Genomic DNA, 25,781 nt, shown 5'->3' with positions numbered 1-25,781 from the left:
ACGAACACGATGACCGCACTTCCCCCCGGCTCGACCATCGGAATCCTTGGCGGCGGACAGCTCGGCCGAATGCTGGCGATGGCCGCCGCCCGGCTAGGATTTAGATCGCATATCTACGCGCCGGAAAGCGATAGCCCTGCATTCGAGGTCGCAGCGGCACATACGATCGCAACGTACGAAGACGAAACGCAGCTTGCGGCTTTTGCCGACGCGATAGACGTCGCGACCTATGAATTCGAAAACATCCCCGTTGCGACGGTCGAGTTTCTTGGTCGGCATGTCCCGGTTCGGCCTGGAGCAAAGGCGCTGGCATGCGCGCAGGACCGGCTGAACGAAAAGACGCTGGCGCGCGAGCTTGGCGCGATGACGGCCGAATTCGCTGCGATCGATAGCTTCGCAGCTTTGGAAAAGACACTCGATAGCGGGTTTTCCATTCCTTCGGTCCTCAAGACGCGGCGGTTCGGGTACGATGGCAAAGGCCAAGCCAAAATCCTCACTCGCGAAGACGCGCGCGAGGCTTGGGCTGCGATGCGCAACGCGCCGTCGATCATCGAGTCATTCGTTGATTTCCGCGCTGAGGTTTCCGTCGTCGCGGCGCGCAGCGCAGACGGAACGTTTGCGGCCTTCGATGTCACCGAGAACGAGCATCGCGATCATATTCTGCACCGGTCGCTCGCTCCGGCGCGATTGGCCCCGGACGTCGCTGACGAAGCCATCGCGACGGCGCACAAGATTGCTGAGCGCCTTGATTATGTCGGCGTGTTCGCGATCGAATTCTTTGTGGTCAATCAAGACGATCGCGACCGGCTGTTCATCAATGAGATGGCGCCGCGCGTGCACAACTCGGGGCATTGGACGATCGACGGCGCCATGACCTCGCAATTCGAACAGCACATCAGGGCCGTTGCCGGCTGGCCGTTAGGCTCGACCGAACTCAAGGCAGCGGGTGCGGAAATGATCAACCTCATCGGCGACGACATCCTTGCGTGGCAGAGCTTGGCCGCGGAGCCCGGCGTATTTTTTCATCACTACGGGAAGAAGGATGTTCGTCCGGGCCGGAAGATGGGGCACATCAACCGGCTCCTCATGGAGATGCCGTCGTAAGCGTCCGGGCTACTATCTCGTTCGCGCCTAGTTCGGAAAATACTCGACGTGCGTTTCGGCTGTTCGCCCGAAGTACAATGCGCGGCGGCCGGAAAAGGAGACGATATACCCCGCACAACCAGCGGCCGCGACCGTTTTGCAAAAACCGGTGTAAGTGTATCCCGGCGCCAGTTGCTGAGCTTGCTTAATCGCGGCTTTTACCCTCTCCCGATCGAACGAGGCAGCAACGCGCGTGTCTATCTTGCGCGTCGGCAAGTCGATGCCATCGCCATCCGGCATGTAATAGCTGACCATGCCGCGGCGCAGGTCCACAATGTAGCCTTCAAAGCCCTCGCTCATCAGCGTTTCGACGATGCACGGAAAAGTCATCGTGTTGCTTTCCGCGGCTTCGAGGCAGGACCGGGCGATCGATTGTTTGTGGCTATCCACGAGAATTCTCCGTAGCTCCGAGGCTCATCGTTCAATCTACTGGAATCGCGGTGACGTGGTTGCGCTCTGCGATGCGCTTCAGCAGGCATTCGAGATTTTCGCGCTCGGCCTGCGAGAGACAGCTGAAAAATTCGAGGTCATTCTGATCCGCGATCGCCGCGAGTTCGGGCACGAGCTTCTTGGCCTTCGCTGTCAGAGTGAGAGTCTGTGCCCGACCGTCTTCCACGCTGGCGCTGCGAACGACCAATGATTTGGCGATCAAGCGATCCGCCAGCTTACTGATAGCCCCGCGCGTCATTCCGAGGAGGCGAGCGAGACGGCTCGGGAGTGTCGGTTCAGCTCCATAGAGTGATCGCATCACGACCCACTCGGCGACGGTGACGTCCTTGCGAGCGAGCTTGGCTGCAAACGTATGCGAGACATGGTTCGAAACCGTTCGCAGCCAAAAGCCAAGGTGGCTCGACAGTTCGGACGCGGAGAGAGACGAAGACATGCTTCAGGCCTTTTTGTTTACTAGAAAACCAAAGACAGCTGATAGTTTCCTTGTCAACAAAATTCGCCCGGTGGAGGCGATCCGCCGCCCGATCCTGCCTGTCCGGCAAACCGCGAGTCGATTGCCAATCTTCACCGTGTTTGGTAGAAGGGCGCAAGAAATCAGCGCGGGCTCCGGCGGCGATGTCACCGGAGCCGGTGTTTTTGTGCATCCAACAGACAAAATTCTATAGAGGATACAACGGCTTGCAGGTTCTCGTTCGTGACAACAATGTCGATCAGGCTCTGAAGGCGCTCAAGAAAAAACTGCAGCGCGAGGGCGTTTTCCGCGAAATGAAGCTTCGCGGTCATTTCGAGAAACCATCTGAAAAGAGAGCGCGCGAGAAGGCTGAAGCCGTGCGCCGTGCCCGCAAGCTGGCCCGCAAGAAGCTGCAGCGCGAAGGCCTGTTGCCAAGTAAGCCCGCGGCTGCACGTGGCGGCCCTGCTGGCCGAGGCGGCGCTGGCGGCGGTCGTAGCGCTCCGGGTGCTGGCGGCGGCTCGGGTGCCGGTGGCGGTTTTCGCGGTGGCAATGGCGGCAGCGCCGGCTGAACCCGGACGCCGCGTTTAGGCTGGCTGTTTAAGGCTCGCGATTTCGCGAGCCTTTTTGTTTGGCCTTACTCACCTTTCGGCATCGTCCGCAGCTTATCGATCCAGCGGTCGAAGATCTCGAATGTTTGCGGATCGTGGATGGCGTGGCCGGCGCGCGGGATCGTTACGATTTCTTTCGGCTCGTTGGCGGCGACGAACAGGCGGCGTGCCATCTCCACGGGAATCACATCGTCGGCTTCGCCATGCACGATCAAGACAGGCACATGTACGTCGCCGATGCGCCCGATCGAATCGTATCGATCCTTGAGCAGCAGGTTGACCGGCAGCCACGGATAGAGTGCAGACGCCAGTTCTGCGATCGAGGTGTAGGGGCTATCCAGGATCAAGCCTGCCACGTTCTTTTGGGTTGCGACCTCTATTGCGACCCCAGTGCCGAGCGACTCGCCATAGAGAATGATGTCGGCCGGGGAAACGCCTTCTTTGCGCAGTTCATCGTAAGCAAGCTTTGCATCAGCGACGTTGGCTGCTTCCGACGGCGAACCCGTCGAACCGCTATAGCCGCGATAGGACATCATGAAGATGCCTCTACCCCTATCAAGATAATGCCGGATACTCTCGCTTCTGAATTCCAACGCGCCGCCGTTGCCGTGAAAGTAAAGCAGCGTTGGCTGGCCCGGTTTGGCTTTTCCGTACCAGGCGATGACTTTCTCGCCGTCCGGAGTGGCGATGATGCGTTCGGCGACGTCGGGCAGCCCGACGGCCGCAGGAGGCGTGCGCGCCGGTTCAGGAAAATAGATGAAGCGGCGCTGTGCGAAATACATATACGTCGCGACGGCAACGTAGAGAACGACAGCGGCAATGACGATGGATTTGAGCAAAGGGCGCCTCGGGCCGTGAGGGACGACGTCGTCGATGGTCAACGACTTAGCATCCTATCAGGCGCCGCGACGCACCAAATATCCGATGCGGTCGCCGTCGCGCTCGCGGATCGCTTCGAGAGCAGCGAAGATGTCGAGACCGTGCATCGGCACTCCCGTCTCCATTACAATCTGCTCGTTGAGACGTTGAAGCTCGTGGTAAATCGGTTCAGCCGTCTTATGCAACATCGCGACGACAGCGACGGTCTTCCTCGGCATGTTGGAGGGTACGCGCGGGAAGACCGACGAGAGTGTCTGCTTGGCGCTGTCCGATAGATAGGATGAGAAGCGGCCCAAAAGCGACACGAGCTTGATCGCCGAGGTTTCTTCGAAACGATAGTTATAGCGGTCCATCCACTCGAACAGCTTGTCCATCGTGAAGTCCTGGAGGCGGACGTTCGCCGTTTCACGATAGTCCTGCCATTCGGCGACAAGATCGAAGCTCGATTCCATATCGATGTCGGCGGGCGCGAAGGTCATCTCTGTTGCGACTCCGACGCGATCGAGGAAATCGCGATTCTTTCGAACGATGCTGGTCGGATAGGTCGGCATAATAAATTGCCCGGCGCTTGCCTGATTAAAGGCGAGACGAACAAGCTTCGAACAGAAAAGGTTACGCGTATCGTCGGCGCGCATTGAAAAATCATATAGAATGCGTTTGCCGCCGCGGACGCGCGAAGAGGCGACGTAATCATAAATCATTTTCGCAGCACGCGCTGCGAGTTCCGGATCGCGGTTCCGGTAAAGCACCGCGCGCACGATGTTGTGGTCGAGCGCCTTTGCGAGCGGATTGATGATCGCGCCGTCCTCGATCAGACTTTCGACCATCCAATGGTCGCCGACGTCGTCAATATACACGATGCCGATGTGGCTGAACTGACTGTCGACATCGCCGATGCGCGCGATTGCGGCGCTGTTGTGGGCGCGCCCCCGCACCAACACCACGTCGCCCGACTGGAATGAGACGGGGGTCGGCCCATGATAGAAGGCGTAATTGATCAGTGTATTGTTTTCGTTGCCGGTAAACCCGCGCAGCAGGTAGCCGCTGTCGCCCGGATTGGGATGACCGCTCGCAATTTCGCCGAGCATGTCGGAGACGTAGCGGAGCACGCGAAAGACGTTTCTGAAGCCCTGCACCGCCTCTTGGGTCATGAGGCCAAGCATCTCGTAGTGCGCCAGCTTTTCGCGCAGGCCAACGCGGAGATCGAAGAGGCGATACATCAGCGAGGGCGCTGCCTTGGCGATGCTCGCAACATCGTAATCGGCGAACCGGGCCTCCGCCGCCTGCTCGTAGATGTAGTTCAAGTTGCGTTCGAGAAGGGCGGCACTGGTCACTGGCGTGGCGGCCAGAATCTCGATGCGTTCGAGATCGTTTTCAAAAGACGAAGACACGACAGGAGCCAACACGCGGAACCTCGAGCACGGTATGATGCGCTTATATCAGACCAAGTTCGCTGTCGCGCTGGCGGCGCGGCGATGGCGGCTCAAGTGTTGCCGATGAGCCCCGACGGGCGCGACGCGAACTAATGCGCGAGGGCTTTAACAATCTCTTCGGTCATTTTCTTGGCATCGCCGAGCACCATGACGGTATTATCGCGATAAAAGACCGGATTATCGATGCCCGCGTAGCCCGAGGCTAGCGAGCGCTTGTTGAAGAACACCGTTCCGGCTTTCCAGACCTGAAGAACCGGCATCCCGTAAATCGGGGAAGTTTTGTCTTCCTCGGCGGCCGGATTAACCACGTCGTTGGCGCCGATGACGTAGACGGCGTCGGCCTGCGAAAATTCGCTGTTGATGTCCTCAAGCTCGAAGACTTCGTCGTAGGGGACGTTTGCTTCGGCCAGCAGGACGTTCATGTGACCGGGCATGCGGCCTGCCACCGGGTGGATGGCGTACTTGACCTCGACACCCTTCTTCTTCAGGGCGTCGGCCATTTCGCGAAGGGCATGCTGCGCCTGGGCGACGGCCATGCCATATCCCGGGACGATGATGACCTTCGAGGCGTTTCCGAGCACATAGGCGGCATCCTCGGCCGATCCGAGCTTAACGGGCTTCTGTTCGCCACCGCCAGAGGCGGCCGCCGTCTCGCCGCCGAAGCCGCCTGCGATAACCGACAAGAACTGCCGGTTCATGCCCTTGCACATGATATAGGACAGGATCGCGCCCGATGAGCCGACCAGCGCGCCAGTAATGATGAGCGCGACGTTGCCGAGCGTAAAGCCGATACCGGCGGCGGCCCAACCCGAATACGAGTTCAGCATCGAGACGACGACGGGCATGTCGGCGCCGCCGATCGGGATGATGATCAGAATACCGATCAAGAGAGAAAGGGCGACGATTAGCCAGAAGAGCCACGCGGAGCCGCCCGACTGAATGAAGCTGTAAATGACGAAGATCAGCAGTAGGCCTAAAGCGCCGTTCACGACATGGCGCATCGGCAGCAGGATCGGCTTGCCGGACATGCGGCCGGAAAGTTTGGCGAACGCGATGACCGAGCCCGTGAAGGTGATGGCGCCGATGGCAACGCCGAGCGCCATTTCAAAAAGGCTTCCGCCCTTGATGCCCAGCGCGGGCGCCGCGGGATCGACGAGAATGCCGAAGGCAGAGGGCGCATAGAGTGCGCTTGCCGCGACGAAAACGGCGGCCAGACCAACGAGCGAGTGAAACGCCGCGACAAGCTCCGGCATCATCGTCATCGGAATTTCGCGCGCCGTCTTGGCGCCGATAAAGCCGCCGATGCCGAGGCCGAGCAGGATCAATATCCAGGATGTCGCCGTCGGCGCCGCGAGGCCGAGCGTCGTCAGGATTGCGATCGTCATACCGATCATGCCGAAGAGGTTGCCCCGGCGGGACGATGCCGGGCTCGACAGGCCTCTTAGAGCCAAGATGAAAAGCACGCCCGCGGCGAGGTAGAACAGTGCGGCGACATTTGCGGACATTGGATCGTTCCCGGCCTAGTTCTTCTTGCTGCTTTTCAAATTCATCGGCGTGCGAGAGGCGGCATCAGCCGTCTTTCTTCACCGGCGCATCCTTCTTTTTGTACATCGAGAGCATTCTGTTGGTGACGAGGAAGCCGCCGAAGATATTTACCGAAGCCATCGTCAATGCGAGGAAACCGAAAACTTTGGCGACGGCGCTATCGGACGCCGTGAGCGAGACGCCAACGGCGAGCAAAGCGCCGACCACGATAACGGACGAGATCGCGTTCGTGACGCTCATCAGCGGGGTGTGGAGCGCCGGGGTCACGGACCAGACGACGTAGTAGCCGACGAACACTGCAATGACGAAGACCATGAACTCGTAAACCGATGGGCTGACGTGGCCGCCACCTTCCGTCGCAGCGAACGCGGACGTCGGCAAAAGCAGTGCCGCTGTCAACGCCAGAAGGAAAACGCGACCCATTAGCCCGAGCTCCCCTTCCCTCGACGGTGCGGGCCTGGTTTTGGGGTGACCGGACTGGCTTACAATTCCATTCGACATGGGCATTCTCATTTGGCGTCACCTAGTTTGCAGGGCGGTTTGAGCTCTACCCCACCCCTAATCCCCTACCGCAGGGGCAGGGGCTTAAGTCACCGTGTTCGTCGTTAGGTTCGGATGCACGAGCTGACCGCCCTTGGCGACGAGTGTGCCTTTGATCAACTCATCGTCCCAATTGATGGCCAGCGTCTTTTCCTTTTTGTCGATCATCGTTTCGAGGAACGCCAGCAGATTGCGGGCGTAAAGGCTCGACGCGTTGACCGCGATGGTGCCCGCGAGGTTGAGTGGCGCGAAAATCTTGACGCCGTTCGGCGTTTCGACGGTCTTGCCGGGCTCCGTCAGCTCGGTATTGCCGCCGCGCTCGGCAGCAAGATCGACGATCACAGCGCCTGGCTTCATGCTCTCGATCATCGCTCGGGTGATGAGCTTTGGCGCGGGGCGCCCGGGTATCAGGGCGGTCGTGATGACCAGATCCTGTGATTTGACGTGTTGCGCGATGAGTTCGGCTTGCTTCGCCTGATATTCGGCGCTCATCGGCTTCGCGTAGCCTGCAGCCGTCTGCGCCTGTTTGAACTCGTCGTCCTCGACGGCGATGAACTTGGCACCCAGGGATTGCACCTGCTCTTTGGTTGCAGGGCGAACGTCGGTCGCCGTTACCTGAGCACCGAGACGGCGCGCGGTTGCAATCGCCTGCAATCCGGCGACTCCGACGCCCATGATGAAGGCCTTCGCGGCAGGCACGGTGCCGGCGGGCGTCATCATCATCGGCAAAGCCTGCCCGAACATTGCCGCTCCATCGACCACCGCCTTGTATCCGGCGAGGTTTGCCTGGCTTGACAGCACGTCCATCGATTGAGCGCGTGTCGTACGGGGCATGAACTCCATCGAAAAGACCGTTGCACCGGTTCCGGCAAGCGCCGCCAGTGCGCCTCGATCCCCGTACGGGTCGATCATGCCGGCAACGATGGCGCCGGGCTTCAAGGCCGCGACCTCTTCCATGGCTGGGCGGCGCACGGACAGGAGAATGTCGGCGCCGTAGAGCGCTTCCGGCCGGGTTACGATTTCGGCACCCGCGGCACGATAGGCGTCATCGGAAAACCGCGATCTGGCGCCGGCACCCGACTCGATACGCACATTGGCGCCAAGTCCGATGAGTTTCTTCACCGTATCAGGCGAAACCGCGACGCGCGGCTCGTCCGCCGATTCACTGGTGACAGCTATCGTGACCATGTCTCAGCCCAATTGAAGCGATGTTCCCGGCCCCATAGCCGGGATCAAAAAGGGCAGACCCTACGGAGAGCCTGCCCTGCACGAATTCACTCGGATGGCCTGGGTGCGCCAGGCTCTAGACCAAGAAAAACTTCATGCCGGCAAGAAGAAGGACGACAAAAACGATGCCAATCTTCGTGAAGCGCAGAAACGCCGCGTACGTTCTTTCATGCTCGGCGTAGTCCATGGCCGGATGGCCCTTCGAAGTGTCGACACTCACGTTTCGTCTCCCCAGATGTGGATTATGAAAATTCTGGCCCAGGGTTGGTATCCCAAGAGGAGCTAAGCTTCAAGTCGTCGCAGCTCTTGACTTTTAGTCGGTGCGACGTTCCGACCAGCAGGTCCTCAACGCGATACCGGAGAATGGCGGCTCAAATCGCCACTTGGGTTCCGACCTCGACGACACGATCGGTTGGAATCTGGAAATACGTCGTTGCATCCTCGGCGCTGGCCGCAAGCGCGATGAACAGGCGCTCCTGCCAGCGCGGAAGCTCGGATTTTGGTGTCATCCGCAACGAGCGCCGGGACAGGAAAAACGAGGTCGCTCCAATATCGATATTGCAGTCTTTCCGGCGCGCGTGTTCGAGGATTTTCGGCACGCTGGGCGTTTCCATGAAACCATAGCGCGCAATGATCCGGATGAAGTGATCGGAGACCTTTTCGATTGAAATGCGCTCGTGCCGCGCGACTCGCGGCGTATCTTCGGTCCTGATGGACAGGAGAATATTCCGCTCGTGCGTCACCCGGTTGTGCTTCAGGTTGTGCATCATAGACGTCGGTGCGGCATAAGGGTCGCCGGTTAAAAATACGGCGGTTCCCGAAACGCGGTGCGGAGGTTTGGCTTCAAGCTTGCGGACGAGCCAGTCGAGGTCGGCCTCGTTGCGTTTGGTCAGCCTCGCCAGCAGGCGTGTTCCTCGCACCCATGTAAACATGATGATCGCGAGCATGCTGGCAATGACCAGCGGCACCCAACCGCCTTCGAGAAGCTTCAGAACGTTCGCCGAGAAGAATGCCTGCTCGATCAGCAGAAGCGGAATGACAACGAGAATCACTCGCCACAGGGGCCATTTCCAGCACTTCCAAATCACGAAGAAAGCCATCATCGTGTCGATGACCATCGCCGCGGTAACAGAAATGCCGTACGCCGCCGCGAGATTCGACGACGTCCTGAACACGAAAATGACGATTAGGACCATCAAGAACAGCAGCCAGTTGACGCGGGGCATGTAAATCTGGCCGGCCATGCTTTCCGAGGTATGCCGGATTTCGAAGCGCGGAACGAGACCAAGCTGGATGGCCTGCCGTGTCAGTGAGAACGCTCCGGTGATCACGGCCTGACTCGCAATGACGGTTGCGAAGGTCGACAGAATGAGCATCGGGATCAGCGCAAAATCGGGATACAAGCGATAAAACGGATTTTCGACGGCGTTTGCATCGTTCATCACGAGTGCGCCCTGGCCGAAATAGTTCAGCACCAGGCAAGGCATCACGAAGTAAAGCCATGACACCGCGATCGGACGGCGCCCGAAATGGCCGAGGTCGGCGTAGAGCGCCTCGGCGCCGGTACATGCCAGAAACACAAGTCCCATCACGGTCAAGCCAAGCACGCCGTGCTCGTAAATAAACAGTATTGCGTAAAGCGGATTGAGAGCCAGCAGGACGTGGAGGTTGTCGGCGATGTGCGCCAGGCCACCAAGCCCCAGCACCGCGAACCAAACGACCATCACAGGACCAAAGAAACGCGCGACACTGTCGGTCCCGCGCGATTGCATCCAAAATAAGCCCGTTAGGACGAGCAATCCGATCGGAATGACCGCGGGCTCCAGCTCGGGCGTGATGAGGGTCAGACCTTCGACGGCAGACAGCACAGAGATCGCCGGCGTGATGACGGCGTCACCGTAAAAAAACGATGCTCCGGCGATGCCGAGGGCGCCGAGGAGCGGCGCGCTTCGCCGGGCGACCGACTGGCCGAGAGCCATCAGCGCGAACATGCCGCCTTCGCCGTTGTTGTCGGCGCGCAGCAGGAGCAGGACGTACTTCATCGTCACGACGAAGGTCATGCTCCAAAAAATCAGCGATAGGACACCGAGAGTGGCCTCAGCGACCGTGCCGCCGTGTGAGGCAGCAGTGATCGCTTCCTTGAAGGCGTAAAGCGGGCTCGTTCCGATATCGCCGAAGACGACACCGACCGAGCCTAGCGCCAAAGCCCAGAAATTCTTGCTGTCCTGCCCCTCCCCGGCGCCGAATTCGGCGGCTTGGAAGGAGGCCTGCGGCTGTGCCATTCAGGCACCTCAAGCTGTCGACAAGCTGCAACGCAGCAAAAGTGGCGGGTGTCTACTCCCACATACCAACGATTGGAAGCGGCAAAATCGACATCCGGCCTCCTGCGACGGGTTGACAATACCGCCGCGACCAGATTCGGGAGCGTCTTTCCATCGTTTTTTGGCGAGCGTGCCTAATCTGCACTCACGACATCGTTTCCAGCTCGTCGATCATGCCTTCGATGACACGCAACCCTTTTTTCCAAAACTCGGGATCCCGTGCATCGAGACCGAACGGAGCGAGAAGATCAGAATGGTGCTTCGATCCTCCTGCTTTCAATAGGTCAAAATACTTTGCGACGAAGCCAGGATGTGCCTCGGCATAGAGGCCGTAGAGCGAATTTACGAGGCAATCGCCGAAGGCATAGGCATAAACGTAGAACGGCGAATGGATGAAATGGGGGATATAAGTCCAGAAGACCTCGTATCCCGGCTTCAGCTCGATCGCCGGTCCTAAGCTCTCGGCCTGGACATCGAGCCAGATCGCGTTGAGACGGTCGGCAGTCAGCTCGCCCTTGCGGCGCTCCTCGTGGACTTTGCGCTCGAAGGTATAAAACGCGATCTGGCGCACGACGGTGTTGAGCATGTCCTCCACCTTCGCGGCGATCATCGCCTTCTTCTCGCGCTTGTCCTTCGTCTCGGCGAGGATGGCTCTGAAGGTCAGCATCTCGCCGAAAACAGAAGCGGTCTCGGCAAGCGTCAGCGGCGTCGGCGCAAGCAGCGGTCCTTGTGCGCGCGCAAGCCATTGATGCACGCCGTGGCCAAGCTCATGGGCGAGCGTCATCACATCGCGCGGCTTGCCGAGATAATTCATCATCACATAGGGGTGCACCGACGGTACCGTTGAAGCGGAAAACGCGCCTGGCGCCTTTCCGGGTTTCACGGGCGCATCGATCCACCTCTTGTCGAAGAACTGCTTGGCGATCGTCGCCATCTCGGGAGCGAAGGCGCCGTAGGCATCGAGCACGATCTTTTGCGCGTCCGCCCAGCTGATGGTCCGTTCCGGCTTATCGGGAAGCGGGGCGTTGCGGTCCCATGACGCCAACTTCTCTTTTCCGAGCCATTTGGCTTTGATCGCGTAGTAGCGATGAGACAGTCGCGGATAAGCTTCGCGCACACTCGACACGAGGGCATCGACGACGGGTGCTTCGACGCGGTTCGCGAGGTGCCGGCTGTCAGCGACGTCTTTGAAGTTGCGCCAGCGATCCGAAATTTCCTTGTCCTTTGCCAGCGTGTTCGTGATGAGCGTGAACAACGGCAAATTCGCCTTGAAGACTTTACTCAAGGCTTCGGATGCAGCTTTGCGCTTTTTCTCGTCGGAATCGGACAAGAAGTTCAGCGTCGGTTCAAGCGTCAAAGGTTCCTTCTCGCCTTCGACATCGAACTTCAGAGCCGACATCGTCTCGTCGAAGAGCCGGTTCCACGCACCGCGGCTGGTCTGCGACTTTTCGGCGAACAGGCGCTCAAGTTTTTCGTCAAGCTGGTGCGGCTTTTCCTTACGCAGATCGTCCAGCCAGGGCTTGTAGCGCTTGAGTTCTGCGCCCTTTACGGCAGCGTCCATCGTCGCGTCGTCGATCTGGTTGAGTTCGAGTTCAAAGAAAATGAGATCTGTGTATATCTTGGTCAGCGCTTCGGAGACGTCACCATTGAACTTGGCACGCGCGGGGTCCGTTTGATCGAGGACATAGTAGAGGCCGGAATAGGAGCCGAGCTTCCCAACCAAATCCGATAATTTCTCGTAATCCTTGATCGCGTCGATCAGCCTGCCATCTTTGGCTAGCACGGCAAGTCGACCTTGATATTCGGATTTTATGCGCTGTGCTTCTTCCGCGGCGATCTTGAGATCGCGTTGAACCTCGGGAGCGTCGGGCGACGCATAGAGATCGCTCAGATCCCATTCGGGCATGGCGCCCAACGACGCTACTTTCGCCTCGTGACCGGTCCCGGCTTCGGCCGATGTATTTGATTTTAAAGACGAGTCGCGGCGCATCAGATCCCTTTCCAGTACCGGCGGTGAAAAACGCCGCGAGCGTTATCACAAATCAAGCGTGCAGCAAATTTGGGACGGGCGGGGATGTCCGCAAGATGGGCAGAATGGCACCCCCCGCCGATCTAAAACTGTTCCGTCATAACAACCGGCAGGCGTGACCGCACGAACCCGAGGGTGTATTGCGCTTTTCCAGGTATCTAAAAAATGTGCCACGCAGAAACTTTCCATTTACTCATCTGGGGCACTCTCGGGCCTGTTGCGTAATCTGCCGGTCACCAAATGTCAGAAGCTGGGTCACTTCCAGCCTCCATGCGTTCCGGACGGCAGTCTGTATCAGTAAATGTAAAGTTGCGTGCCCATGTCCAAGCGTGTTCTGATCGTCGATGACGATCCTGCCCAACGGCGTATTCTCGAAGAGACGATCAAGCGTTTCGGCTTCGAAACCAAGACGTGCGGTTCGGGCGAGCAAGCGCTCCAAATCCTCGAAGCCAGCGACCGCGAGCAGATTGCTCTTGTCCTTCTCGACCTCGTGATGCCGGGCGTTGACGGTATGGCCGTCCTTGAACGCGTGGGTCACGCTCAGAACATGCCGCCGATCATCGTGCAGACGGCGCACGGCTCCATCGAAACGGCCATCAACGCAATGCGTCGCGGCGCCGTCGATTTCGTCGTCAAGCCGGCGTCGCCGGAGCGGCTCGAAGTTTCGATGAAAAGCGCTTTGAAGATCGAAGCTCTCGCGGGCGAGATCAATCGCATCAAAAAGAAGGTCGAGGGGACGCTGACGTTCAACGACCTCGTAATGCGCGGCGAAGCCATGGCTCGCGTCATCGCGCTCGGAAAGCGTGCAGCCGCTTCAAACATTCCGGTACTGATCGAAGGCGAAAGCGGTGTTGGCAAAGAACTGATCGCCCGCGCTATTCAGGGCGAAAGCGATCGTGCGGGGCGGCCGTTCATCACCGTCAACTGCGGCGCCATTCCGGAGAACCTCGTCGAAAGCATTCTTTTCGGTCATGAGAAAGGAGCTTTCACGGGCGCCGTCGACAAGCGGATCGGAAAATTCCAGGAAGCTGATGGCGGGACGCTCTTTCTCGATGAAGTCGGAGAATTGCCGCTTGATGCCCAGGTGAAGCTGCTTCGTGCGCTTCAGGAGGGCGAAATTGATCCCATCGGCTCGAAGAAGCCCGTGAAAGTCAACTTCCGCCTGATCTCTGCTACGAACCGCGATATGATCCAGCAGGTCAAGGACGGCAAGTTCCGTGAGGATCTCTATTATCGTCTGAACGTCTTCCCGATTTTCGTGGCGCCGCTCCGCGAGCGCATCGATGACGTTCCCGAGTTAGCGCGTCATTTCGCAGCTCGTTTCGCCGCTGAGGAAGGCAAGCGGGTCGCTGCGATTTCCGAACGGGCGATGGCGCTCCTGCAAGCCTACTCGTGGCCGGGCAATGTGCGTCAGCTGGAAAATACGATCTTTCGGGCGGTTGTTCTTGCTGACGGTCCGGAACTCACCGTCGCGGAATTCCCGCAGATTGCCGCACACGTCGATGGTTTCGAAACGGAAATTCCGGCTGCGCCAACGGTCGTACAGAAACAGCCGGCCTACACCGGACCCGCGCTTATCGGCGCCGAGAAGACAGTGCCGCATACTGTCGAGATGAAGCCATCTCCATCGGGCAGCACGCTTGGCATTCAGGCCGTTGCCGAGGACGGGGAAATTCGTTCGCTCGAAGCGATCGAAGCCGATATGATCCGCCTGGCGCTCGGCCGCTATCGCGGACATATGACGGAAGTCGCAAAACGGTTGAACATTGGCCGCTCGACGCTTTACCGTAAGATGCAGGAATACGGCCTCGAACCGCGGCCGAACTGAGGTCCCATCCGCGTTGCAGCGCGGAGAGGATTGTGCGCATTGGGTGCGGTGGGGCGGCCGTGCGCAACTGGAGAGCATCCGTCCCACCACCAGACTTCCCTTTGGGTTGGCGTTATTCGCCGGCCTGAAAAGCGAGAGCGAGCCCCTTTCGCCCTCGGCGCAAAAGCCTCGGCTGCATCCGGGGCTTTTGCATTTTCGACAAAAGCACCCTGAACCAATTGGATGCTCACGGCGTTGGTGTCACAGGCAGCAACACTTTCGCCATAGCTTCGTGCAATACAGATATGGTTTGCATGGTCTGGCCAAAAGCCAAATCGGCATCTAGTGTTGAGATACGCCAGCTTTGGCGGGCGAGCGGAAGGTATAATTCGTAATGCGGGCGACTCGCGTTTTGGCGGTTGGCTTGATGCTGACCTGCAGTTCTATTTCTCATTCATACGCGGCCAACTCGGAAAACTCCTCGTCAGGTATCGATCCCGGGCAGACGGCCATGCGCCCGGAAACGGGGGCAGACACGGCCATACCGGCGGAAACATCGCCCCCACCGTCAACATCGGCCTCGGAAGCTGCTCCGGCAGACAGCGCGGCCACACCTCCGAAAGTCGTCGCCGTCGACGATCTCGTTTATCTGCAGATCGGGCGCTATCTCGATGCACACAAGAAAAAATTTGCATCGACCGACGCCGCCGACCGCGAAGCGTTGAAAAACTTCTACGGCTCGCGCATGGGCGCAACGCTTTGGGTCGACAAGAACGGCTATACGGCGGACGCTAAAAACCTCATCGATGCCTTGAAGGACGCCGACAATTGGGGCTTGCGATCCTCAGACTATAAAATTCCGACCCTGAAACGGTCAGCCTCGGGCGATTATAGCCTCGACGATCTCACAGATGCCGAGACGCAGCTTTCTGTGGACGCGTTGGCATATGCGCGAGATGCGCACGGTGGGCGAATTCCAAATCCAACCGATCAGCTTTCAGGCTACATCGACCGGAAGCCGACTTTTATCGAGCCACGCATCGCCATCAATGCTCTGGCGACGGCGATCGATAAGGGCGCGTATCTCAGGTCCCTTCAGCCCCAGAACAAGCAGTTCGAACTGCTTCGTCAGAAGTTGCTGGCACTGCGTGCGGGTAAAGATGGCGAAGCGATCAATATTCCGCCTGGCCCAAATCTGATGCCGGGCAAGAGCAATCCGCAGATCGCGCTCGTCAGAAAGGCGCTCAAGGTTTCTGCGCCATCGGTACAGGCTGACGGCAAGCCAGCAGATGCCACCTACTACGATGACGAACTTGCACGCGCGGTTAAGGCCTATAAGGAACAAAAAAATATTCGCCCGATCACGCCGACGATCACGATGGCATTGCGGCGCTCGCTGAACCGTGGCGACGGCATTAGCGAATGGAAGCTGCTCGCCAACATGGAAGAATGGCGGTGGATGCCGGAAGACCTCGGGAAAATTTATGTCACGGTCAACATTCCGGATTTCAGCGTTCGTCTTGTCAAAGATGGAGAGGTTCTTTTCGACGAGCGTATCGTTGCCGGAAGCGTCAACAGGCAGACGCCCATTTTCTCGGATCTGATGCGCACCGTGGTTTTCCAGCCGCGATGGAACGTTCCGGATTCGATCAAGATCAAAGAATTGCTTCCAGGCCTCCGCGCAGGCGGCAATCCTCTACGGCGCCAAGGGCTTGTGATGGAGCGTAACGGACGGCGCGTGAATGCTTGGGACATTAATTGGTACCGGACCGACATCCGGTATTTCAATGTCTATCAGCCGCCGGGCGGGGGAAATGCGCTCGGCGTCGTCAAATTCCTCTTTCCGAACAAGCATGCTGTTTATTTGCACGATACGCCGAGCAAGAGCCTGTTCAAGAATAGCGTTCGCGCCTTTAGCCACGGTTGCATGCGTGTACGCAATCCGGTCCACCTCGCTGAGCTTATCATGAATGAGGACAAGGGCTGGGATAAGAGCAAGGTGGATAGTCTCGTGACGAAGGGGCCAGAGGAGAACGAGGTTTCGCTCGATCATCCGATTCCCGTTCACATCACGTACTTCACAGCCCGCGTCGATAACGATGGAGAAATCGAAAGCTTCAACGATATCTACGGCCATGAGAAACGCATCACGCTTGCGCTGCAGGGCAAGTGGAACCAGATCGTGAAAACCAAGGAGCCGAAGATTACGCCCGACGATATCGGGTTCGACGAATATGCCGACAGCCGACGTCGCGACGACAATTGGTTTGGCGACGACGACGATGATGATTATCGTGGTCGCGGGCGCCGTCACAAGCACTACGACGGCGGCCTCAATCACTTCTTCCAGCAGGTTTTGGGCGGCGGCTTCTGAGCGCCATAACCCTATGACCAAACCCAGCCGGCCGACGCCTTCGGCCGGCTTTTTTTTAAACTTGAGCACTCGCGCCCTTTTATCGCCCCTTCCCCGTCGTTAGTTGCCCACATCGCATAGTTACTGCCTCTTAAGGGTTTGGGGGTTAACCAGTTCAGACCGGGCATTGTCGGCCCCAGTCGGGCTCGGGGAATACTTGCGTAGGGACGGGGGAATTAGGTGTCGCTTCGCCGCTCAGGCGTCTTGTCGGGTTTTGCTGCACTTGCCGCGGCGGTGTGCCTGCATGCCGACAACATCACGGCGGCCAGCCAGCCGAACGAGCGCACGATCTCGCTCTATCATATTCATACGCACGAACGACTGACGATCGTCTACAAGCGGAATGGCAAGTACATTCCCGAGGCGATGGCCAAGATCAACTATATTATGCGCGACTGGCGCAAGAACAAAGTCAAGGCAATCGATCCCAAGACGATCGATCTTGCCTGGGAAATGCACGAAGAACTCGGTTCGAAAGAACCTATCAACATCATCTGCGGCTATCGCACGGCCACGACGAACGAAATGCTCCGCCATACTCGTGGCGGTCAGGCCAAGTTCAGCCAGCACATCCTCGGTAAAGCCATCGACATCACGTTCCCCGACGTTCCGCTGAAGAAAATGCGCTATTCGGCGCTCATTCGGGAACGCGGAGGCGTTGGATACTATCCGACCTCGGGCATCCCGTTCGTGCACGTTGACAGCGGGCGCGTCAGAATGTGGCCGCGCATGCCGCGCATGGAGCTGGCCTTGCTTTTTCCCAACGGCCATTCGAAATATATTCCGGCTGACGGACGGCCGATCACGCCCGCCGACGTGAAAGTCGCACAAAGCAAGTTTCACGAACTTGCAACGCAGGTCGCTGAATTCTTCCGCAATCGAGTGGTCCCCGGCTCGTCGCGCACTATGGTTGCTTCGGCACGGATCGGACCGACAAAACATTTGTCCGTGGTCGCTTCGCTCGGAGGCTCGACGCGTCGTAACATCAATCTGACGACGGAGCCGAATAGAACTCCGGTGAGCGATCCTAAACCTTTCGCAGCTGCCCGCCTTGCCTCCTACACGCCCGACGACGACGCTGCGGCTCCTCATCTGATCTCGGCCCCACGGCTCGTTGATCGGGGTTCTCGACTTGCGCCAGGTCTATCCAGCTTTGACCGCAGCAAACTCGACGCGCTGGCAGAAACCGCCGCATCGACACCAATTCCTGAACTCCTATCTGGCCCGAAGCCCGCGGTCCGGCCGCAAAGAGCCCTCGCTGCAGCTGCGCTAGCGGAAACCCGTCGACCGCGCTCGCAGCCAACAGCGCGCGTCGCGAGCCTCGATCCCGCAGTGGCCGCCAGCGTTTCGGATATGAGCCCGGATGCGCTTGGCAATGGCTGGGCAGAAGCCCCCGCATTCGACGAGGACCATCCGGAAGAACTCGCCTATCGGCCGTTCCCTTTGGCGCCAATCATGACTGACAATGCAGCTTTGCGCGACGCTCCTCTAGTCGATCTGCGGAAGCCGGACGTGGCGGCAACGCTCGATGCTCTTGACGACGACGGAGCCATTCCACCAATGAAATTCCGTCCCGGCAGGCAGATCGCCGAAGAAATGTGGGCGGAGCAGTTCCAGGGCAAAGCCGTGCACATCGAAGCGTTGAACGAACTCAACGCGCCAACCGCACCGGCGACTGGAATCGCTAGCCGTGCGGTACAAACCAGCGCCCGCTGAGCTTTCACAACGACCGGATTTAGCTCGGCTAGGCTTATGCCTGCGTTGCCGTAACGCCTCGCTTCTGAGAGGCTTGTCCCGCCGCCGCAATGAGCTTCGAAAGGGCGAGAAAATCGTCGCGGCGGGGGCTCGAACGCCGCCAAGCCAAGCCGATCGCGCGCGAGGGTTCGGGATCGACAAAGCGGATCACCTTAATCTCCCGGCTTCGGGCCTCGACCCCCAGGCAGATCTCGGGCAACAGGGTGATGCCGAACCCCGCGGACACCATCTCGACAATCGTCGAAAGGCTGGAAGCTCCGAACGTATTGACGGCATCGACCTGTTGCAGGCTGCAGTAGGTGAGCGCCTGATCCCGGAGGCAATGGCCTTCCTCCAGAAGCAGCAGCCGGTCGCCTTCGACCATGTCGCGCGTGGCGCGAACCCGGCCTGAAAGCTTTTTCCCTTTCGGAACAGCGAGCAAAAAGCGATCGTCGAAGATCGAGAGCGTCTCAATGTCGGAATTTTTAATCGGCAACGCCAGCAGCAAGACGTCTAGCTTACCTCCGACCAGTTCGTCAGTCAGCAGCTGCGTCTGGGTTTCTCGAACGTGAAGCTCGAGATCTGGATATTTTTCCTTCAGCAGCGGCAGGAGCGGCGGCAACAAATACGGGGCAATCGATGGAATAACGCCGAGACGCAAAGTGCCCGAGAGAATGCCTCCGGCGTGCTGCGCGTAATCGACGAGGTTGCGCACGTCGTTTAGCAGACGCTGTGCACGCGTGGCGATTTCCTCGCCCTTTGGCGTCAACTTGATGCCGCTCCGGGTGCGCTCGACGAGCGCGATGCCCAACGAAGCTTCGAGATCCTGAATTTGCATCGATAACGCCGGCTGCGTCACAGCGCAGGCATCCGCCGCCCGGCCGAAATGCTGCTCTCGTGCCAACGCATCGAAGTAGCGCAATTGCTTGAGAGTGACGTGGGCCATCAGCGTGTCTAATGTCTAAGGCAAGAAATGACGATTTGTGCTTATCGCATTCCTCCATTACGTTGCCAACCATCGGCTGCGCGGAAGGCCATCACTTTTCCGAGTGCAGCCCATCAGAAGGCAGTCGCAAGACTGCCGTTCAGCGCCGCTTGTTCCTAGCGCCGAATGGGAATGAGCGGCGCTGCTTCGTTTAGACCGACAGAATTAGGACCGCTCCGGGGATGCCAAAGCGGTCCTCACACATGTACGGTCAGAGTTTTTCGGTTGTGCTCGGCGCGCTTATTCAGCCGCAATCATCGCATCGACGACGTGTTCCGAGGGCGGCTCATCCAGCATGCCGAGCGCGTGCATATAGACTTCCAGGATACTTTCCTCTTCCTGGCGCTCCTGGTTCGATTTCTTGCGCAGGCGCACGATCTGGCGAAGCGCCTTGACGTCGAAACCGACGGCCTTGGCTTCCGTGTACTTGTCACGGATGTCGCTTGCGAGCTGCTTCTTTTCCTCTTCGAGGCGTTCGATCTGCTCGACGAACTGCCGCAATTGGTTTTGCGCCGAGGCCTGAAGCGTACTCATGAAAGCTCCTTGCTGATATCAGTCTGCGGCCGAAGCTATCGGCGCGTTGCATCGCCAGCAAGGCGAGGAAAGGCCTAATCCCCAACGGTAAGTTCGATCAAACGCTTGACGTTACAAACGTCGCACACCGAATCACGATGCTGATGACGATATGAAAGCGCGCATGTTGCACACTTCCATTGTATCCTGGCCGGTCCGTAAATGTCCGGCGAAGGGCGGAACCAGGACGGAACGGGAAAGCGATTGTCCCGCGTCTCGCACGTGAGCTTGCCCGGGATGACAATTGGAGCGTCACGATATGGGAACCGCCGGTTCGCCGGTTAGTGTGCTTGCGGCTTCGATTTCTCGAATTGCGCCTGCTGATCGGCCGTCGCGTCCTTCTGATATTTAGCTTGCCACTCGCGATACGGCATTCCGTAGACGATCTCGCGGGACTCGTCCTTGGACAACTCCAGCCCTTTCGCGGCTGCCGCTTCGGCAACCCAATTGGACAAACAGTTCCGGCAAAATCCGGCGAGGTTCATCAAGTCGATATTCTGCACGTCGGTCCGTCCACGCAAATGTTCCACGAGACGCCGGAAAGCCGCCGCTTCCAGTTCGAGAGTTGTCTGGGCATCGAATGTTTTCATTCCGGCCTCCATGCAGAAACCTGTCCGGGCAAATGCGCCGCCATTTCCTTTAAATAAGCGTCTGGAAATGCCGCCGCCAGGGCGGGACGTCCGCTTTAAGCCCTGCGGCCTCTCATGCCTTGACGCGCGGAAGGCGATTGCGCAAACCAAACCCCCAATAACCGAGACCGGCCGAGGACGCGACATGGCAGACGGGACGAACGGCAGCGTTCGCAAAACTTTGAGCGCGCTGTTTGAAGCGGCTTATAGCACCGCCCATCCCTCGACCTGCCTGCCGCCGCACCTGCCGCGCGTGCCGGAAGGCGGCCATATCATCGTCATCGGCGCAGGCAAAGGCTCCGCTGCAATGGCTGTCGCGGCTGAGGAGCACTACATCGCAACCGGCCAAGCGGACAGAATTTCTGGCCTGATTTCTACCCGTCACGGGTTCGGGTTGCCGACGAAGATCATCAAGATCCTGGAGGCCGGACATCCGGTCCCTGATGCCAATTCCGTCGAAGGTGCGCGGAAAGCCATTGCGCTGGCGAAAAGCGCTGGCCCGAACGATCTCGTTCTTTGTCTGTTGTCGGGCGGCGCGTCGGCGATCTGGGCGGCACCGGTTTCGGGTGTCAGTTTCGAAGCCAAGCAGGCGTTGACCAAACAGCTTCTGAGATCGGGTGCGCCGATCTCAGAAATGAATTGCGTACGCAAGCACATCTCACAGATTAAAGGCGGCAAGCTCGCAGCCGCCGTTTATCCGGCGCGGCTGCTGACACTCTCGATATCGGACGTGCCGGGCGACAATCCGGATGAAATCGGCTCGGGTCCAACCGTCGCCGACCGTTCGACGCTTGCGGACGCGCGCGCGGTGCTCGAAAAATGGAAGATTACGCCGTCGTCCGAGATCGCGCAGGCCTTGGCTGATCCGCAAAACGAAACGGTGAAGGCGGGCGATCCGAAACTCGCCAATTCGCAGTACGAGATTGTTGCCGCTCCGAAGGCGTCGATCGATGCTGGGGGCCGGATCGCCAGTGAACTCGGCTACCGCGTCGTTTTTCTCGGCGACGATCTTGAAGGCGAAGCGCGGGATGTCGCCCGCAAACACGCGGAGATGGCGCTTGAGGCCAAACGGAAAGGCGAAAAGGTCGCGATCATGTCGGGCGGGGAGTTGACCGTCACCGTGCGCGGGAACGGCTCCGGCGGCCCAAACCAGGAATATGCGCTCGGTCTTGCGATCGCGCTCAACGGCACGCCCGGAATCGCGGGTCTCGCAGGTGATACCGACGGCATCGACGGTGGCGGCGGCAACGCGGGCGATCCTGCTGGCGCAATGGTGTTCTCAGACACATTGAAGCGGGCCGAGGCGCACAACCTCAATGCTGCCAGGATGCTGGAGAACAACGACTCAACGGGCTTCTTTCGCCCCATTGGCGATCTCATCCTGTGTGGTCCAACGCAGACCAACGTCAACGATTTCCGGGTCATTCTCGTCGACCCGTAGACCGGGGGTGGTATCGGCTCGCCAAGCGGCGTTGCCTCGGGGGTGCCACATGCAGACGGAGGGCAGCCGTGCCGTCACATTTCAATTTGCGCGCGGGTGCGCATCCAGGGGCGTTGTTCGTAAGTTTGCTACTTTGGACGACCGCTGCGCACGCCGACCTTAAGCTTTGCAACGCGACTTCAAGCCGGGTCGGCGTGGCAATCGGCTATCAGGACAAGTCCGGATGGGCGACGGAAGGATGGTGGAATATCGCTTCGCAGACATGCGAAACGCTTTTGAAAGGTGCGCTGCCGAGCCGCTTCGTCTACGTGCATGCGATCGATTACGATCGCGGCGGCGAATGGGGCGGCAAAAGCAACATGTGCACTGCCGACAAGTCCTTTGCGATCCGGGGGGTTCAGGATTGTGAAAAACGCGGATATAAGCGCACGGGATTTTTTGAAGTCGACACCGGAGAGGCGAAGGAATGGACGATCCGCCTCACTGATCCGGGGCAAGGAAAAGCGGAAAAATGAGACGTAACCGGCGGGTCAAGATCGTAGCAACGCTTGGCCCCGCGTCAGCCGCTCCGGAGATGGTGGAGCGCCTTTTCATCGCGGGCGTCGATGTTTTCCGCATCAACATGAGCCACTCGACGCACGATGGCTCGAAGGCTCTCTATAACACCGTGCGTGCGTGCGCCGCGCGCCATCGCCATCCGATCGGCATCCTCGCGGATTTGCAAGGGCCGAAGTTTCGCATCGGCAATTTCGAAACGGGACGCGTTCAGGTCAAAACCGGCTCAATCTTCAAATTCGATCGCGACGAGACGCTTGGCACAAGCGAGCGTGTCTATCTCCCGCATCCGCAAATCTTCGAGGCGATCAAACCCGGCCACATGCTGGTGCTCGACGACGGCAAGCTCCGGATGCGCGTCGTCGAAACGTCGAAGGTACAAATTCATGCCGAGGTCACGACCGGGGGCATGCTGGCGAGCCGAAAGGGCATTTCGATGCCCGATACTCTGCTGCCGATCAGTCCTCTGACGGAAAAAGACAAGGCGGATCTTGCGCACGCGTTGAAACTCGGAGTCGATTGGGTTGCGCTGTCATTCGTGCAGCGCGCCGAAGACATTTACGAGGTTCGCAATCTCATCGGTACCCGCGCCGCGATTTTATCGAAGATCGAAAAACCGTCGGCTGTTGCCGATCTTGAAAATGTCATTGCGGCCTCCGATGCTATCATGGTTGCGCGCGGCGATCTCGGCGTCGAGATGCCAGTCGAAAAAGTACCGGGCATTCAGAAGAAGATGACGCGCATGGCGCGGGCGGCCGGCAAGCCGGTGATCATCGCGACGCAGATGCTTGAGAGCATGATTTCGTCGCCGATGCCGACGCGCGCGGAGGTCTCCGACGTCGCCAACGCAGTGTTCGATGGCGCCGACGCGATCATGCTGTCGGCGGAAAGCGCCGTCGGGCAGTACCCGGTCGAAGCCATCCAGACGATGGACAAGATCGCAATCGAGGTCGAGCACGATCCAATTTACGAGGCGATGCTCTACGCCACTCAAACGGAGCCGCAGCCGACGGGCGCCGACGCCATCGCCGCCGCGGCTTCCGCGATTGCTGACACCGTCCAACTTGGCGCTATCGTCTGCTATACCGCGACGGGATCGACGGTGCTGCGCGTTACCCGTGAGCGTCCCGGCATTCCTGTGATTGGCTTGACGCCGATTGAATCGACCGCGCGGCGTCTCTCGCTCGTCTGGGGCGTGCAGACGATCCTGACCGGCGACCCGGAAAATCTTTCGCATATGGTTCGCAAAGCATGCCGGATTGCATTCGAGGAAGGATTGGTGAAAGCGCGCGAGGGTGTGCTGATCACAGCAGGTATTCCGCTTGGCAGTCCTGGCGCGACGAACATGATCCGTATTGCGTTCGTCGATGAATCCGGCGCGCCGATCGCCGAAGAAGTTTAGCTTTAGAGATTGATGTTTTGGGGATTAGAGACTGAGGCCGTCCTTGGATCGATTTCCGGGGCGGCGCACGGAGGCCGCCGTGAGCAACGATCTGGGCCTAACGACCTATCCGCCGCTCGATACTTTGAAGAGCGCCGCTGACGAGGTGTGGCTGGTCGACGGTCCGGCGATCCGGTTCGGACCTCCGGGGCTCAAGATGCCGTTTCCGACGCGAATGACGATTATCCGCGTCGGCTCGCAGGATCTCTTTGTGCATTCGCCGACGAAGCTCACCCCCGAGCTTATGGCGCAAGTCGCCAAGCTGGGCTTGCCGCGCTGGATTGTCTCGCCAAACAGGCTTCACTACTGGTGGATTCCCGATTGGAAAGCAGCGTTTCCCGAGGCCGAAGCGTACCTGGCGCCACGCGTTGTCGATCAGGCTGGGACGCGCATCGACTTCACCCATTCGAACCTCGATCGCGACCGGGGTTATCCGTGGGACGACGCCATTGCGACTCTGCCGGTGACCAGCAGCTATATGACTGAAGTCGTCTTCTTCCATCGGCCGAGCCGTACGTTGGTGCTGACCGACCTTATCGAGAACTTCGAGCCGAAAAAGCTGTCGCTGGGAATGCGGTTACTCTCTTGGCTCGGTGGCTGCCTCGATCCTAATGGCAGCATGCCGCGCGACATGCGGCTGACTTTTCGTCACCGAAAGCCGGAGCTTCGGGCGGCGGTCGAGACAATGATCTCATGGGGTCCGGAGCGGATCATTCTTGCTCACGGCCGCTGGTACGAGCGCAACGGGACGAAAGAACTCCGGCGCGCATTCGGGTGGGCGCATTCGGATGCCGAAGCAAAGCGGGAGGCAGGCTAAATCCCCTGGCCTTCGACTTCCTTCTTGAGTTTGTCGCGCGCCGTCTTGGCGCCTTCGATGTTGGGGTGAACTTTCAGGAGCTGATCGTAGATTTCGAGCGCAGCTTTCTTCTCGCCCATCAGCGTCAGAATCTTGGCCATGCCGTCGAGGGCGCGGAAGTGATTGGGATCAAGCGCGAGTGCCCGGCGCAGATCTCCCAGCGCCGCAGGATAATTATTCAGCCGGTATTCGACATAGCCGCGATGGCTCCAGGCCTCGGCGTAGTCGGGCGCGAGATCGACGGCGGCATCGAGCAAGGGCAGCGCCTTATCATTCTCGTTCTTCGATGAGAAAAGCTCGGCACGGTCGATTAGAAGGTTGACGGTATCGCCGCCGGAGAGCCGCCACAGCCGTTCGATTGCGGCACCGATTTCGCCCGCTTGGCGATGGTCGTCCGTCGTTGCCAGAAAGGCGTAGAGGTTGTTCAGGGTTTTCGTCGCTTCTTCCGGCGTTTTGGGCCACGGCAGGCCCATCATGCCAGGCTCACCGTGCTGAACCGTATTCGGCGGTGGCGCTGGAGGCGGCGACGGAGCGCGTTTCGGCGTGGGAGCCGGCGCCGGGGCAGGCTGCTCGGGAAACGGCTGGGTTTTCAGAAGCTCGTCATCGGCCAGCGCCGGCAGGGTGCCTGCGGCAAGGGCAAGAACGGCCACGATAATGCGCGTGCAAAATCTCATGCGCCGACCCTAATCGAGCGGCGGGGTAGCGGTCAAAATAACTCTCG

24 protein-coding genes are annotated in these 25,781 nt (G+C 59.1%); 10 read left to right on the top strand and 14 right to left on the bottom strand.

The features are described 5' to 3' along the window. The first annotated feature begins 9 nt into the window (after positions 1–9). Positions 10–1,104, top strand: a complete 1,095-nt coding sequence (locus tag VHB22_RS01700) for a 5-(carboxyamino)imidazole ribonucleotide synthase (protein WP_325455218.1) — start codon at positions 10–12, stop codon at positions 1,102–1,104. A 27-nt stretch (positions 1,105–1,131) separates the two neighbouring features. Here VHB22_RS01700 and VHB22_RS01695 read toward each other — a convergent pair whose 3' ends face one another. Both VHB22_RS01695 and VHB22_RS01690 read right to left on the bottom strand, forming a co-directional pair. Then, the gene (locus tag VHB22_RS01695) at positions 1,132–1,533 is read right to left on the bottom strand and encodes a DUF1398 domain-containing protein (RefSeq protein ID WP_325455217.1); all 402 of its coding nucleotides are present in this window, start codon (positions 1,531–1,533) and stop codon (positions 1,132–1,134) included. Between the two features lie 31 nt (positions 1,534–1,564). Beyond that, positions 1,565–2,026 carry a MarR family transcriptional regulator gene (locus VHB22_RS01690; RefSeq protein ID WP_325455216.1) on the bottom strand — a complete coding sequence of 154 codons (462 nt, stop codon included), beginning with the start codon at positions 2,024–2,026 and terminating at the stop codon, positions 1,565–1,567. Here VHB22_RS01690 and VHB22_RS01685 point away from each other — a divergent pair. Beyond that, positions 2,025–2,258: a hypothetical protein gene (locus VHB22_RS01685; RefSeq protein ID WP_325455215.1), complete on the top strand. Its 234-nt coding sequence runs from the start codon at positions 2,025–2,027 to the stop codon at positions 2,256–2,258. The genes VHB22_RS01690 and VHB22_RS01685 overlap by 2 nt on opposite strands. A 13-nt stretch (positions 2,259–2,271) precedes the next feature. Further along, positions 2,272–2,613, top strand: coding sequence for a 30S ribosomal protein S21 (gene rpsU / locus VHB22_RS01680; protein ID WP_325455214.1), 342 nt, complete (start codon positions 2,272–2,274; stop codon positions 2,611–2,613). A 65-nt stretch (positions 2,614–2,678) separates the two neighbouring features. On the opposite strand, the gene VHB22_RS01675 is transcribed toward rpsU, so the two are convergent. From VHB22_RS01675 to VHB22_RS01640, 8 genes are all read right to left on the bottom strand, one after another. Then, positions 2,679–3,533 (bottom strand): alpha/beta hydrolase, encoded by an 855-nt coding sequence (locus tag VHB22_RS01675; RefSeq protein WP_325455213.1) that lies wholly within the window; start codon positions 3,531–3,533, stop codon positions 2,679–2,681. Positions 3,534–3,548: 15 nt separating this feature from the next. Next, a complete protein-coding gene (locus VHB22_RS01670) occupies positions 3,549–4,937 on the bottom strand; it encodes a YiiX/YebB-like N1pC/P60 family cysteine hydrolase (RefSeq protein ID WP_325455212.1) in 1,389 nt (462 codons plus the stop codon). Between the two features lie 116 nt (positions 4,938–5,053). Continuing rightward, positions 5,054–6,469: an NAD(P)(+) transhydrogenase (Re/Si-specific) subunit beta gene (locus tag VHB22_RS01665; RefSeq protein WP_325455211.1), complete on the bottom strand. Its 1,416-nt coding sequence runs from the start codon at positions 6,467–6,469 to the stop codon at positions 5,054–5,056. Between the two features lie 64 nt (positions 6,470–6,533). Beyond that, the gene (locus tag VHB22_RS01660; RefSeq protein ID WP_325455210.1) at positions 6,534–6,932 is read right to left on the bottom strand and encodes a proton-translocating transhydrogenase family protein; all 399 of its coding nucleotides are present in this window, start codon (positions 6,930–6,932) and stop codon (positions 6,534–6,536) included. A 162-nt stretch (positions 6,933–7,094) separates the two neighbouring features. Further along, complete coding sequence (locus tag VHB22_RS01655; RefSeq protein ID WP_325455209.1) at positions 7,095–8,237, bottom strand: Re/Si-specific NAD(P)(+) transhydrogenase subunit alpha; 1,143 nt, start codon at positions 8,235–8,237, stop codon at positions 7,095–7,097. Positions 8,238–8,352: 115 nt separating this feature from the next. After that, positions 8,353–8,496 carry an aa3-type cytochrome c oxidase subunit IV gene (locus VHB22_RS01650; RefSeq protein ID WP_325455208.1) on the bottom strand — a complete coding sequence of 48 codons (144 nt, stop codon included), beginning with the start codon at positions 8,494–8,496 and terminating at the stop codon, positions 8,353–8,355. A gap of 151 nt (positions 8,497–8,647) precedes the next feature. Next, positions 8,648–10,558 carry a potassium transporter Kup gene (locus VHB22_RS01645; protein WP_325455207.1) on the bottom strand — a complete coding sequence of 637 codons (1,911 nt, stop codon included), beginning with the start codon at positions 10,556–10,558 and terminating at the stop codon, positions 8,648–8,650. Positions 10,559–10,742: 184 nt separating this feature from the next. Further along, positions 10,743–12,587: a M3 family oligoendopeptidase gene (locus tag VHB22_RS01640; protein WP_325455206.1), complete on the bottom strand. Its 1,845-nt coding sequence runs from the start codon at positions 12,585–12,587 to the stop codon at positions 10,743–10,745. A gap of 358 nt (positions 12,588–12,945) precedes the next feature. On the opposite strand from VHB22_RS01640, the gene VHB22_RS01635 reads away from it, so the two are divergent. The 3 genes from VHB22_RS01635 to VHB22_RS01625 all read left to right on the top strand — a co-directional run bounded on the left by VHB22_RS01635 (position 12,946) and on the right by VHB22_RS01625 (position 18,562). After that, positions 12,946–14,454 carry a sigma-54 dependent transcriptional regulator gene (locus tag VHB22_RS01635; RefSeq protein WP_325455205.1) on the top strand — a complete coding sequence of 503 codons (1,509 nt, stop codon included), beginning with the start codon at positions 12,946–12,948 and terminating at the stop codon, positions 14,452–14,454. Positions 14,455–14,944: 490 nt separating this feature from the next. After that, entirely contained in the window at positions 14,945–16,807 is a 1,863-nt protein-coding gene (locus VHB22_RS01630) for a L,D-transpeptidase family protein (protein ID WP_325455204.1), read from the top strand. 219 nt (positions 16,808–17,026) lie between these two features. Next, complete coding sequence (locus VHB22_RS01625; RefSeq protein ID WP_325455203.1) at positions 17,027–18,562, top strand: DUF882 domain-containing protein; 1,536 nt, start codon at positions 17,027–17,029, stop codon at positions 18,560–18,562. 34 nt (positions 18,563–18,596) lie between these two features. Here VHB22_RS01625 and VHB22_RS01620 read toward each other — a convergent pair whose 3' ends face one another. The 3 genes from VHB22_RS01620 to VHB22_RS01610 form a co-directional block, all read right to left on the bottom strand. Then, positions 18,597–19,526 carry a LysR substrate-binding domain-containing protein gene (locus VHB22_RS01620; protein WP_325455202.1) on the bottom strand — a complete coding sequence of 310 codons (930 nt, stop codon included), beginning with the start codon at positions 19,524–19,526 and terminating at the stop codon, positions 18,597–18,599. A 279-nt stretch (positions 19,527–19,805) separates the two neighbouring features. Next, complete coding sequence (locus tag VHB22_RS01615; protein ID WP_325455201.1) at positions 19,806–20,099, bottom strand: DUF2312 domain-containing protein; 294 nt, start codon at positions 20,097–20,099, stop codon at positions 19,806–19,808. Positions 20,100–20,419: 320 nt separating this feature from the next. Further along, on the bottom strand, positions 20,420–20,728 hold the full coding sequence (locus VHB22_RS01610) for a DUF1244 domain-containing protein (RefSeq protein ID WP_325455200.1): 309 nt from the start codon (positions 20,726–20,728) through the stop codon (positions 20,420–20,422). 184 nt (positions 20,729–20,912) lie between these two features. Here VHB22_RS01610 and VHB22_RS01605 point away from each other — a divergent pair, with 184 nt between their 5' ends. The 4 genes from VHB22_RS01605 to VHB22_RS01590 all read left to right on the top strand — a co-directional run bounded on the left by VHB22_RS01605 (position 20,913) and on the right by VHB22_RS01590 (position 25,021). Further along, a complete protein-coding gene (locus VHB22_RS01605; protein ID WP_325455199.1) occupies positions 20,913–22,208 on the top strand; it encodes a glycerate kinase in 1,296 nt (431 codons plus the stop codon). A gap of 68 nt (positions 22,209–22,276) precedes the next feature. Further along, on the top strand, positions 22,277–22,723 hold the full coding sequence (locus VHB22_RS01600; protein ID WP_325455198.1) for a DUF1036 domain-containing protein: 447 nt from the start codon (positions 22,277–22,279) through the stop codon (positions 22,721–22,723). Next, positions 22,720–24,165, top strand: coding sequence for a pyruvate kinase (gene pyk / locus VHB22_RS01595; RefSeq protein WP_325455197.1), 1,446 nt, complete (start codon positions 22,720–22,722; stop codon positions 24,163–24,165). Before VHB22_RS01600 ends, pyk begins: the two co-directional genes overlap by 4 nt. 79 nt (positions 24,166–24,244) lie before the next feature. Beyond that, positions 24,245–25,021, top strand: coding sequence for a DUF4336 domain-containing protein (locus tag VHB22_RS01590; RefSeq protein ID WP_325455196.1), 777 nt, complete (start codon positions 24,245–24,247; stop codon positions 25,019–25,021). Here VHB22_RS01590 and VHB22_RS01585 read toward each other — a convergent pair. Next, positions 25,018–25,734: a tetratricopeptide repeat protein gene (locus VHB22_RS01585; protein WP_325455195.1), complete on the bottom strand. Its 717-nt coding sequence runs from the start codon at positions 25,732–25,734 to the stop codon at positions 25,018–25,020. The two genes, VHB22_RS01590 and VHB22_RS01585, sit on opposite strands and share 4 nt — an antisense overlap. Positions 25,735–25,781: the final 47 nt, after the last annotated feature.

This window comes from Hyphomicrobium sp. (assembly GCF_035548195.1).
GTDB lineage: Bacteria > Pseudomonadota > Alphaproteobacteria > Rhizobiales > Hyphomicrobiaceae > Hyphomicrobium_B.
Note: the sequence above shows the minus strand (reverse complement) of the source record. Positions and strands in the feature narration are given on the sequence as shown.

Bases quoted from the DNA above. Each gene is read 5' to 3' on its own strand.
- VHB22_RS01665 (WP_325455211.1), bottom strand. From the start codon at position 6,469: ATGTCCGCAAATGTCGCCGCACTGTTCTACCTCGCCGCGGGCGTGCTT.
- VHB22_RS01660 (WP_325455210.1), bottom strand. From the start codon at position 6,932: ATGGGTCGCGTTTTCCTTCTGGCGTTGACAGCGGCACTGCTTTTGCCG.
- pyk (WP_325455197.1), top strand. From the start codon at position 22,720: ATGAGACGTAACCGGCGGGTCAAGATCGTAGCAACGCTTGGCCCCGCG.
- VHB22_RS01605 (WP_325455199.1), top strand. From the start codon at position 20,913: ATGGCAGACGGGACGAACGGCAGCGTTCGCAAAACTTTGAGCGCGCTG.
- VHB22_RS01620 (WP_325455202.1), bottom strand. From the start codon at position 19,526: ATGGCCCACGTCACTCTCAAGCAATTGCGCTACTTCGATGCGTTGGCA.
- VHB22_RS01610 (WP_325455200.1), bottom strand. From the start codon at position 20,728: ATGAAAACATTCGATGCCCAGACAACTCTCGAACTGGAAGCGGCGGCT.
- VHB22_RS01655 (WP_325455209.1), bottom strand. From the start codon at position 8,237: ATGGTCACGATAGCTGTCACCAGTGAATCGGCGGACGAGCCGCGCGTC.
- VHB22_RS01700 (WP_325455218.1), top strand. From the start codon at position 10: ATGACCGCACTTCCCCCCGGCTCGACCATCGGAATCCTTGGCGGCGGA.
- VHB22_RS01635 (WP_325455205.1), top strand. From the start codon at position 12,946: ATGTCCAAGCGTGTTCTGATCGTCGATGACGATCCTGCCCAACGGCGT.
- VHB22_RS01645 (WP_325455207.1), bottom strand. From the start codon at position 10,558: ATGGCACAGCCGCAGGCCTCCTTCCAAGCCGCCGAATTCGGCGCCGGG.
- VHB22_RS01640 (WP_325455206.1), bottom strand. From the start codon at position 12,587: ATGCGCCGCGACTCGTCTTTAAAATCAAATACATCGGCCGAAGCCGGG.
- VHB22_RS01685 (WP_325455215.1), top strand. From the start codon at position 2,025: ATGCTTCAGGCCTTTTTGTTTACTAGAAAACCAAAGACAGCTGATAGT.
- VHB22_RS01630 (WP_325455204.1), top strand. From the start codon at position 14,945: ATGCGCCCGGAAACGGGGGCAGACACGGCCATACCGGCGGAAACATCG.
- VHB22_RS01585 (WP_325455195.1), bottom strand. From the start codon at position 25,734: ATGAGATTTTGCACGCGCATTATCGTGGCCGTTCTTGCCCTTGCCGCA.
- VHB22_RS01690 (WP_325455216.1), bottom strand. From the start codon at position 2,026: ATGTCTTCGTCTCTCTCCGCGTCCGAACTGTCGAGCCACCTTGGCTTT.
- VHB22_RS01615 (WP_325455201.1), bottom strand. From the start codon at position 20,099: ATGAGTACGCTTCAGGCCTCGGCGCAAAACCAATTGCGGCAGTTCGTC.